The organism is Streptomyces canarius, from assembly GCF_014650735.1.
GTDB classification, from domain to species: Bacteria; Actinomycetota; Actinomycetes; order Streptomycetales; family Streptomycetaceae; genus Streptomyces; species Streptomyces olivaceoviridis.
This window is the reverse complement of the sequence record NZ_BMVN01000124.1, coordinates 1-7,342: the sequence shown is the minus strand read 5'-3', so window position 1 is coordinate 7,342 and position 7,342 is coordinate 1. Positions and strand designations below refer to the sequence as shown.

Sequence of the window (7,342 nt, the reverse complement as noted above, 5' to 3'; positions counted from 1 at the left end):
GTAGGCGAGGAAGGTGCCGATCTGGCAGTTCACGGTACGGCCGGCCGTTCCGGAGTACTGCCTCTGCACCCCGGCCGAGCGGACTCCCTTCTTCAGGAACCCGATGTCGTCACCGATCAGCACTGCGTCCTTGCCGCCGATGCTCTCGATGACGAAGTCACAGACGTCATCGCGGACCCCGTCGGCCTCCCAGTCCGCCCCGCCCAGCAGCCGCTGCATCCCGATCGGATGCGCCTCACCAGCGCGTTCCGCCAGCGACCAGCCGTTCTTACGCTCCAGCGGTGCCACCAGCCCGGCCATGTACTCCAACGCCCGGCCCCGCGGCTCCGAGCGGGCAAACCGCGACGCGAACCGCGCGTGTAACCCGGCCAACACCTCACGCCAGGACTCGACCTGACGGACACCAAGATCCACAGACACCGGGACACCCAATCACACCAAACCCCATAACTGTGATTGCATTGCAGTACTAGCAGGCGCCCAGGTCCTCCCAGACACCCCACGTGCCGGTGGTTCCGGGCTTGTCGCCCGTGACCCACCATTTGGCGCGCCAGTTGTGGCCGTCGTAGGACACGGTGTCGCCGCCGTTGTAGACCCGGGCCGGGTCCCAGGCCGGCGCGGTGCAGGTACTCCCGCCGCCGGTGCCGCCACCGCCGGTGCCGCCGCCACCACCGTTGCCCCCGCCGTCGGTGCCTCCGATGTTGACGTCGACGCAGGAGTAGAACGCGTTGGCGGTGTCGGCGATGTTCCAGACGGCGAGCACCTTCTGGCGGCCCGTGAAGCCACCGAAGCTCACCTGCTGGCTGACGTCCGCGGCCGGCTGCTGGTTGTGGCCGTCGAACTCGGCGACCTTCTGGCCGTTGATGAAGTACTGCCAGTTCGTGGTGGCGTGCCGGGCCGTGTTGTGCCAGGTGAACGTCGCCGTCGTGCCGACCGGAGTGACCTTCCAGCCCGCCGGTCACGGCCTCGGTCGCGAACATCCGCCGGAGGTCGTGGGGTGTGACGCGCAGCGGTTTGCCGGCCTGGTCGCACAGCCCCATCCGTTCCAGGGTCTTGCGAAGCAGGCGGGAGACCGTGTTGTGGCCCATGACCTGTGCCTGCCAGTAGTGGCGGTGCTGGAAGAGGTACGGCAGCAGCGGCCCGGTGACGCGTTCGTGGTCGTCGTATCGGGCGGTAAGCAGGATCTTGCCGCCGTTGGCGTCCCGCAGGCGTTTGATGATCGTGGCCAGGACGCTCGCCAGGTTCCGGGCTGACCAGCAGGAGCCGTTCCTCGTTGCTCTTGGACGGCACGATCTGCAACAGCGGGACGATCTCGCCGGTGTCGGGGAGCTTGTAGGAGACCAGTGCGAGGTGGGTGCTCCCGGTTCGAGCGCAGGGCCGCGAACAACTCGTTCCACCGCTCGTCGGGCATCTGCCGCGGGCGCCGCTTGGGGACCTTCGGGTTGTAGCGCAGGCGCCCCTCGCCCCGGTAGGGCTCCATCGGGTTGTGGTGGGCGTGCGGCCGGCGCCGGTCGGACCGCGCCAGCGGCACCGGGTTGACCAGCGGGCCGCCGCCGGTCTCGATCCAGAAGTCGTAGAAGCTGCGCAGCACCGCGTTGCTGTGCCGGATCGTCCGCGGCTTGTAGCGGTCGTCCAGGTACGTCTTCTTCGTGATCGGATTCGTGGTGCCCGCGGTCACGGCGGAATGTGTACGCGCCGACTTCCGCGGTTTCGTCGCGGCCCGGAGCCACAGGACGAAGTGCCGCACCTCCACCGAGGTCGCGCGGTTCCATTGGACGTCGACCACCCGCAGCCACCGCCACCAGCGCAGCAGGTCATAGGCGTAGCTGTGCACGCTGCCGGTCCGGTTGTCCCGGGCGATGAAGTCGATGAGGAACCTGCGGACCGGCTGCACGACCTTCCCCTCCTCATCGAAGACCAGCCAGGGCACGATGCCTGGGTCCATAGCCACCCGCCCCCACTGCGGGAGCCGGATGGCGTGGACATCACGGGATTGCTCGTTCAACTCCGTTGCGCTCCTTCGTCGTGCGGGTGCGCAACGTCTACCGACCAGGCCAGGCGGGGGATGCGCACTCGCCCGGCGTGTCCTCGCGTAGTCCGGTCAACGACTCGGTGCCGTCCCCCGGCGCACTGCATCATCAGGGTGAGCGGCGCGGCCCTCGGTCCGGCGAGGTAGCCCTGGACTTGCAGCGCAGTGGCGGCGAGGACCTCGCGCACGCCCGGGGTGTCCATGACCGTGTCGCGTGACGCCTGGTCGTGGGCGGTGAGCTGTCGCAGGTCGGTGCTGAGGCGTGCGGGTCGCGGAAGTGGCGGCGCAGGTCGAGCGCGATGGTGGCGCGCTGCAAGACTACCTTCAGGGGCTGATCGCTCCTCTGGAGAAGAACGGCTGGACACTGTCGGAGCAGGTCGGACAGCTCCGTCCGGACGGGGTCCAACTCCTGCTCAACCTCTCGGACCGGGACGAGAACGCGGTCCGAGAGGACATCCGTGACTCCGTCGTGGAGACCACCGGCAGCCCCTGCGCGAGTTCGACCAGCCCTCCTGGGGTGGGCGGCGCGTGGCGCATGTACAGCACTCCAGGACGCGCCGCTCCAGCGATCCCTTCCGGCCCCTGCGAAGCCACGAGTCCGGAAGGGAGCGAGCTATGCCTTGTCGAGGAAGAACTTCTCGTCGCCGCCGCCGTTGGCGTTGTACTGGCAGTTCACCGTTCCGCCGGGGCCGGTGGCGGTGGTGACCCCGCTGCCGGTCACCATGCGCAGGAAGATGTTCGTGAAGGTCGCCGACTCGAAGGAGAACGAACCGTCGGTCTGGGCGCGCGCACGGAACTTCTCGTAGGGGCCGATGAAGGACTGGCAGTTGACCGTGCCCCCGCCGCTCATGTCGGTGGGGACCCCGGTGCCATCCATGCGCAGGAACACGCTGGGGAAGGCTACCGACTCGAACGCGTACGAGCCGTCGGCCTGCGGCCGGACCTTGAACGTCGTCCAGGCGCCGGTGCCGTACTGACAGTTGACCTTGCCGCCGCCGGGATCGCTGGGGGCGGTCACGCCAGTCCCGTCCATACGCAGGTACACGTTCGGGTAGTGCGTCGACTGGATCGTGATCGGGGTGTCTCCGAGTTTCGCGAGGTCGGCTTCCGATAAAGCCATGCTGGCCGTTCCTTCCGTCTGGAGATATCGCGGACGTGTGGGATGAGCGCCGTCGCCGGCACATTTCGCGGCGCTGATGTGATGACGTGATCGCGGGGCTGCAGAGAGGTTCCCGTTCAGCGAATACCGCGTCGCGGCGGGGATCCTCTGGGTCGAACCGAATGGCCCTACCGGGTCCGTGGTCGGCTTCCCGTGACCGTGAAGGGACAAGTACGCCAAAGTGTGAGATAGCGCGGAATGTCGCAGTAACACATGCTATCTGCCCCCTTTTCCTGCGGTAGCAGGCCCCGATACGGACTGTATGGGGGCGGGCACGGTCTGTCTACCCCGGTGCTTCGGGGGCGTGCCAGCTCACCCTGGTTCCCGCAGCCACCTTCCGGGGACCCGGCGCACCGGCCTGATCCCGGCCACGGACGCGTCGTCATACCAGTGGTCCCGGGCCGCCGTGGAGGCGCTGGACACCGACGCCATCCGGGCCGCGATGCCCATCCCACCGATCTCCGGCGGCGCGGCGGCCGACCGGATGGCCGACGCGCTCGTTGCTCGACACGCCCTCGGAGTATCGCATCTGGGACACCGAGCCGGACGGCCGATGGCGAAGCCCCGCCCAGACCAGCCTGGCGGGCGTGTCCGACATGCAGGTCCTCCCGGGCAACGACTCCCAGATGGCGGTCGTGGCCGAACTCGACAACGTGAAATGGACGTTCCTGCTCGACCTCGACAGCGAGCACATCTACGAGGCGCTGTGCCGCGCTCATCCGCTGAGCGTCCCGGCGAGCCAGTGGAGCACCCTGTTCCCGCACCTGGCACACCGGCCCTCCTGCGACTGAGCACACCCTGAGCTCGGTGCCGCGACAGCCGGGTGGTCTGCCGGGCCCGACGGCGGTCATCCCGACCGGCGGCGATCTCAACGGTGCGCAGCCCTCGACCTTGCCGGACGCCGACCGCGGCACAGCATGACCGGCGTCGCCCGGGAACCGCGCACGTCCTCGCCGCAGGCCCGTTCGACTGTGCTGCCCGCGCTCGGCCCGCCCTCGGTCGAGGACTCCAAGGAAGGCCGCGTCCGGACCGTTCTGTCCGGACGGTCCCTCATCGCCCTGCTGATCGAGCTGTGGAACACCCGCTCCACCGCTACCCCGCTGGAGGGCGACTGGGCCATGGCCATGACCTCCTACAACCGCATCGCAGCCGAGCTCGCCGACGTCGCCCGACAGAGGGAGACCACCCGTATCGTCCTGAACGACGGCCTCCCCCACGAGGCCGGCGACTGACCGGCGTCCAGCGGCTCGAACGCCTGGGGTTGCACCACCTGCTGGAGCCAGTGCGCAGCCTTTCCAACTTGTCCAGGAGGCTGTTCATCAACCATTCCGGGATCCCCGCTCCGAAGCGGCCCTTCGCCCGGTCGGACTCCCGCTGGAGCAACGCGGCAAAATCCAGGCCGTCAAGGAACTCATAAGCACTGCTCACTTCGTCGGGCTGTAGGACGATGATCGCGTCCTGCGGTGCGCCGACGCTGGCGAGGATAGGCCCTGCCGAATACGGGCAGGGATTCGGGGCCACTCACCGGATGCTGATCGCCGTCGGCCAGTGCGCCGTTGATGAACTGCCAGGATTCGCCAAGGTCAACGAGGACACCTGCATCGGTTTCCCCCTCGTTCGAGATGCTCCGCACCCCGTTCCATTTCGGAAGCGTCAACGCGACACAAACGGATCGACATTCCCATGCGAATTCCCCTTTCCCGCTGCATATCGGCCCAAATACGGCCCGAGCGGTCGGTTAAGTGATGACCGCTCGGAGCCGCCGATACTCTGCTGGCGGTCACAAACGATCACCAACAGGCTGGGCTCCTCGGGGGACCGACGACAGCTGATACGAGAGTCCACCAGTAACCAGTACCGAGTACCTCTTCGAGCTTTTGCGCTTCAGTCCGAAACCGAACGAAGCAGGCGCTAAAGATCCGCGAGCCAGGGATTCCCCGGATGTGCGCGGGTGAGTAGCTCGGCCAAGGTCTTGCGCTGAGCCGAGGTCATATGCAGAACAGTCGCGTCGAAGTCTGCTTGATCCTTCCGGCGCGCGTGCTTGGCCTTGAACAGCAGGACCAGTTCGGGCGCCAGATACGGGATGCCGTCCTGGGTGTAGTGGATGATGTCGCTGTAGGGAAACCGGATCCTTTCATCGCGTCGGCAGATCCGGCATTCTCCTCACAGCAGTCCGGGGTAACCGGATCATCGTGCAGGAGATGCGCTATGGCGGGGGCCAACTGTACTTCGAGCCGAACTGGGAAACCCTGGACAGTCCACGCACCTACAATTGGATCTACTCACCCTATCAAAATCATATGCACCTCTCCAGCATCCTCGCCACCCACAGGACGAGCGTCAGTAGCTACGACTACAACGTCAGTGCCGTAGTGGGCACCGACCAGCATGTCTACATCGCTCATACCATCGCGGACGCGGACGGTTTGCGGGGCGGCGTCTACTCTGAGCTGCCGGGCGGCGGCATTTGTGAATCTATAGCGATCGGCCGTGGGGGCAATGACGTGCCCACGTCTGATCCCGGCGACCCGGCCTACGCGGCACAGCAGAACGTCTCCCTGGCCTGCATCTCGCCCCAGGATCACACGCTGTGGGTCAATCACTCCCACAACGGCGGCTTCGCCTGGGACGGCTGGAACCGGACCACCGGCGGCAACGCGTACAGCACGGCCGGTCCCGAAGTCGACGGAGCACCCGGAGGGGAAGTCTTCGCCAACATCTCCTGGAGCGGCGGCGAGGACGCGTCCATCAAGCAAGGCATGATCCTCATGAAGCGCATCCAGTAACCGCCAAGCATCGCCTGCCCCGACGAGGCAGGAGCACGCCGCCTCCGGGCGGTTCCTCCGGGTGCGGGCGACGCGCGCTGGGCTGGGTGTACTGCCGAGGGAGGCTGGCAGGAGAGATGGCACTCGCTTCCCGGCAGGGGCGGAAGGGGTGCGCTTTCCGGCCAGTACCCGCAGGTAGCGGTGGGTGAGGCCGGCCCGTATGGGCATGATCGGGGTTGTGTCACGCGAAGACATTCCCGCTTGCGTGCGGTGGGAGATCCTGATGCACGAACGGTTCAGCCGCGTGTGGATCTGCAAAGACTTCGGCCGCGCGACCACCGGCGCCGACCCCACCGAACTGGGCCGGACCGTCCTCGCCGCATACCTCGCCGGCCGGCCCACCCAAGGTGAGACCTTCCGCGTCGTCGTCCGCACCGACGACGACAGCCGGCACGTCTCACTCCCGGCCAACTCGCGGGCCCCGGCTGGAAAGCGTATCCGGCCATCTGCCAGACACTACCCGCCTACCTGCGCAACGCCCTGACCTGACCCCGGCAGATCCACCAGCGTGGGCGGATGTCTCCGAAAGCGGGCCCGCCGACCAGGAGGGCCCGTAGACCGGCGTCTGCGCAGGGCATAGAGCGCTGGGGCGGCTGCTTCGGTGACCGGCGAGGGCGCGCCCGTACCATTCCCGCGCGGCATCTGCGCGGGCGGCTTCTCAGCCGGTGGAGCGCACACGGGCGCGCAGGTTGGGAGCCTGTTCGTCTCGTTCCGCCCGCAGCGCTGTGAGCTGGGCGTACAGTTCCGGCCGGCCATCGGGCGGCGTGGGCTCCCACACGACGCGCTCCCCGTTCCATGCGGGACCCGGTACGTGCCAGATGTAGACCCGTCGCTCCAGTTCCCGTTCGTCGTCGAGGATCCGGACGGTGTTACCCGGATACGCGCAGGGCGGGCTGGTGACGAGGGAATGCTGCGGTGAACGGCTCGGAATCGGAGCACAGGGCCGGCCTCGTACGGAACTCACCACGCTCACGCCCGCAGCCAAGCGCGCCCTGCTGGACGCCTACCAGAGGTCTTGCGCCGAGGACTGCACCTACTTGGGTCCGGAACATGTGCTGCGGGCCCTGGCAACCGACGCGCAGTCGGCGGCGGGACGCGCGCTGTCGGAGAGCGGACTGAGCGACAACGGTCTACCGGCCGGAGAGAAGGCTCACGAGTACCGGCGGGACCCGTCGAGCACGCCGACCGTCGACTAGGTCGTGTCTTCAATTGATCTTGAGTGGTGGATCATGGTCGGGTGATACGTCGCCATGAACTGTCCGACAGGGAGTGGGAGTTCCTCCGTCCGCTGTTGCCTGAGTCCTTGCGTGGACGGAAGCGGTTGGACGA

The 7,342-nt window shown here is 67.3% G+C and carries 8 protein-coding genes and 3 pseudogenes; 6 read left to right on the top strand and 5 right to left on the bottom strand.

The window, feature by feature from the left end; translation table 11 throughout:
- From IE294_RS45930 to IE294_RS48845, 3 genes and pseudogenes are all read right to left on the bottom strand, one after another.
- Positions 1–414 (bottom strand): transposase (locus tag IE294_RS45930; RefSeq protein WP_229918218.1); only part of this gene is annotated, 414 nt, incomplete at its 3' end.
- 55 nt (positions 415–469) lie between these two features.
- Positions 470–952, bottom strand: a pseudogene (locus tag IE294_RS45925) (lytic polysaccharide monooxygenase); the annotation flags it as partial.
- A 6-nt stretch (positions 953–958) separates the two neighbouring features.
- Positions 959–1,945: a site-specific integrase gene (locus tag IE294_RS48845; protein ID WP_229918216.1), complete on the bottom strand. Its 987-nt coding sequence runs from the start codon at positions 1,943–1,945 to the stop codon at positions 959–961.
- Positions 1,946–2,345: 400 nt separating this feature from the next.
- Here IE294_RS48845 and IE294_RS50200 point away from each other — a divergent pair.
- Positions 2,346–2,519: pseudogene (locus IE294_RS50200) on the top strand (IS701 family transposase); the annotation flags it as partial.
- Between the two features lie 123 nt (positions 2,520–2,642).
- Here the strand turns inward: IE294_RS50200 and IE294_RS45915 are convergent.
- On the bottom strand, positions 2,643–3,149 hold the full coding sequence (locus IE294_RS45915; protein WP_189895264.1) for a fascin domain-containing protein: 507 nt from the start codon (positions 3,147–3,149) through the stop codon (positions 2,643–2,645).
- A gap of 626 nt (positions 3,150–3,775) precedes the next feature.
- On the opposite strand from IE294_RS45915, the gene IE294_RS45910 reads away from it, so the two are divergent.
- Together IE294_RS45910 and IE294_RS45905 are read left to right on the top strand one after the other, a co-directional pair.
- Entirely contained in the window at positions 3,776–3,979 is a 204-nt protein-coding gene (locus IE294_RS45910; RefSeq protein ID WP_189895263.1) for a hypothetical protein, read from the top strand.
- A 126-nt stretch (positions 3,980–4,105) separates the two neighbouring features.
- Positions 4,106–4,420, top strand: a complete 315-nt coding sequence (locus tag IE294_RS45905) for a hypothetical protein (protein WP_229918214.1) — start codon at positions 4,106–4,108, stop codon at positions 4,418–4,420.
- Positions 4,421–5,099: 679 nt separating this feature from the next.
- Here the strand turns inward: IE294_RS45905 and IE294_RS48840 are convergent.
- Positions 5,100–5,351: pseudogene (locus IE294_RS48840) on the bottom strand (hypothetical protein); the annotation flags it as partial.
- Between the two features lie 29 nt (positions 5,352–5,380).
- On the opposite strand from IE294_RS48840, the gene IE294_RS45900 reads away from it, so the two are divergent.
- The 3 genes from IE294_RS45900 (at position 5,381) to IE294_RS45890 (ending at position 7,209) form a co-directional block, all read left to right on the top strand.
- Positions 5,381–5,974, top strand: coding sequence for an MDR/zinc-dependent alcohol dehydrogenase-like family protein (locus IE294_RS45900; protein ID WP_189895262.1), 594 nt, complete (start codon positions 5,381–5,383; stop codon positions 5,972–5,974).
- A 217-nt stretch (positions 5,975–6,191) separates the two neighbouring features.
- On the top strand, positions 6,192–6,497 hold the full coding sequence (locus IE294_RS45895; protein ID WP_229918212.1) for a hypothetical protein: 306 nt from the start codon (positions 6,192–6,194) through the stop codon (positions 6,495–6,497).
- Between the two features lie 382 nt (positions 6,498–6,879).
- Positions 6,880–7,209 carry a Clp protease N-terminal domain-containing protein gene (locus IE294_RS45890; RefSeq protein ID WP_229918210.1) on the top strand — a complete coding sequence of 110 codons (330 nt, stop codon included), beginning with the start codon at positions 6,880–6,882 and terminating at the stop codon, positions 7,207–7,209.
- The last annotated feature ends 133 nt before the right edge of the window (positions 7,210–7,342 follow it).